This window comes from Embleya sp. NPDC127516 (genome assembly GCF_044765325.1).
Lineage (GTDB): Bacteria > Actinomycetota > Actinomycetes > Streptomycetales > Streptomycetaceae > Embleya.
Genome location: NZ_JBIWJT010000094.1, coordinates 1 through 2,337 on the forward strand (window position 1 = coordinate 1; position 2,337 = coordinate 2,337).

General features: G+C 66.1%; 2 protein-coding genes. Both read right to left on the reverse strand.

Annotated elements, in window-relative coordinates:
* Positions 1–166: 166 nt before the first annotated feature.
* Entirely contained in the window at positions 167–883 is a 717-nt protein-coding gene (locus ACIRL2_RS51305) for a VOC family protein (protein WP_402242696.1), read from the reverse strand.
* A gap of 155 nt (positions 884–1,038) precedes the next feature.
* Positions 1,039–2,160 carry an IS630 family transposase gene (locus ACIRL2_RS51310; protein ID WP_402242697.1) on the reverse strand — a complete coding sequence of 374 codons (1,122 nt, stop codon included), beginning with the start codon at positions 2,158–2,160 and terminating at the stop codon, positions 1,039–1,041.
* Positions 2,161–2,337: the final 177 nt, after the last annotated feature.

Consider the following 2,337-nt stretch of genomic DNA (forward strand, 5'->3'; position numbering starts at 1 on the left):
AACTCCCTCGCCGACTACCTCACCAAAGTCGGAACCACCGGCCAGAAAACAGAGCAGAACTAACCCTCAGGATTTCTGGCGCATCACACTAGTGCTGTGACCGAATAGGTCCGCCGGGTTGGTCCAGGCTGCGACCCACCACCACCGCGCCTGGTCGACGGCCGAGTCACTGCTCAAGGCAGCGAACCAGGAATGTCAGTCCCTCCGGGCTGCTCAACCGCACAACACGACGACCGGTTTTCTCGGACCACGTGGCCAAGTCATGGCCGTGTTCGTGTGCGCGTACGACGACGCTGTCCAAATCCTCGACGTTGACCGCAAGTTCCCACTGCGGAACGGATGCACTGGGTCCACGTGTAGCGATGAAATCGGCGCAGTTCAGAGGGGTCCCCGTCGTCCTGTCGTAGAAGTGCCGGGCCTTCTCAGGCTGGTCGCACGTCAGGACCATGCGGTGCGGGGCGCCCGCCAAGTGGGACGGGAAGTGCCATCCGGTGAAGTTGCGCGGCTGCCACAGCGAGAAGGCGGCACCTACCGGATCGATCAATGTCGCCATGCGCCCCTGATCGCCCGCGTCGAAGGGAGGTACGACAAGACGAGCGCCGTTCACCGTCGCCACTTCGGCGCGACGGTCGACGTTGTCGACTGCCAGGTAGTAGGCGATGTGGGCGGGTGTTCCCGGTGGGTAGACCGGGTTCGCCAGGTCGCTCACGCCACCGATCAGGTGGCCGTCGATGGCTATCTTGGTGGCCTTTCGCCAGTCCTTCTCGTCCACCGCGAAGCGCCAGCCCAGCGTCTTCGAGAAGAAGGTGGCGGTGCTGGCCAAGTCACGGGTTTTGAGGTCCATCCAGCAGAACTCGTTCAATGAACCCAGACGGGTCGTCATCCTGTGCTCCTTGTCGTCTCGATGCTGGGTATCGAGTGCTCAGACGACTCCGCAAGAGATTTTCGGCTGCGCTGCGTAGCAGGGACGGCAGCAAACCGGTCCCTACCGCACCGATTCGAGCCTTCGCGGGCGTGTCCAGTCTTCGCCGGTCTGGATCAGGCTGCGGCCGTCGGAGGGCGTCCGCCCCGGCGAATGCCTTTCTCGCTGCGGATACGGGCGCGTTCCTTGCGCTGGGCCGCCAGGACGTCGGGGTGGCGGGCGTTGGCGTTGCGCCAGCGCAGGTGGCGGTGCAGGGCCCGGGTCTCTGCGGGGTGGCTGCGGTGGTCGGAGTTGGCCAGGGTGAACTGGCGCAGCGGTCCGAAGTGGGCCTCGATCGGGTTGGCCCAGGAGGCGTAGGTCGGGGTGAAGCACAGTTCGACCTTGTTCTTCTTCGCCCGGCGGCGGATGTCGGCGCCGGTGTGGGCGGAGAGGTTGTCCAGGATGATGTAGATCGGGGCGCCGTCGGGTCGGGCGGCGCGGATCGACTTCAGCGCGGCCAGGGTGTTGGCGGTGCCCTTGCGGCGGCGGTTGACGCCCCACAGACGGTCGTCACCGACGGAGTAGCAGCCGTGGAAGTAGGTGACGCCGTGCGTGCGGCGGTAGGTCGCCGGCAGCCGTTCGGGCTTGCTCTGCTTCGCCCAGCAGGAGCCTGCGGTGGGCCGGATCCCGAGGGGGCCGAACTCGTCGAAGGCGAAGACCCGGTCGGGGAAGCGTTCCGGCACCTCTTCGATGCGGTCCAGCTTGGCCTCGCGTTTGGGGTCGGGGGACTCTTTCCATGTCTTGGTGCGCTGGAAGGTGATGCCGCGGCGCCGGAGTAGGCACCGTAAGGCTTCGCGGCCGATACGGATGATGCGGCCGTGTACGCGGCGCAGGTGGGCGGCGAGTTTGCGGATCGACCAGCGGGTGAAGGGCTGGCCGAGCTTGGTGGGACGGGTGGTGGCCGTCTGGATGATGAAGTCTTCGTCGTCAGGGGTGAGCAGGCGGGGACGGCCTCCCGCCCATCGAGGGTCCAGGCAGGCCAGGCCGATCTTGTTGAACCGGTGGATCACGTCCCGCACCGTGTCCTCGTCGGCCTGGACCAGTTGGGCGATCACCGGGACGCGGTTCCCGCCGGCGGAGGCGAGCAGCATCATCGCCCGTCGGTAGCGCACGGAACTGGTACTGCCCCGGCGGACGATCTGCTGCAGCTTCTGCCCTTCCTGGTCGGTCAGTCTGCGCACTCGCACAGGCTCGGCCACCACACCTCCAGCGGTCGGAACGGACGTCACCGCCATCCAACCGCCCCGACCACCAACCCGGCGAACCTTCCCGGTCAGAGCACTAGTGTGATGCGCCAGAAATCCTGAGGGTTAGTAAGTACCCTGTTGTCATGTCGCATTCGGGGCCTTCTGCTGTGGCGATCACGTTGTCCGAGG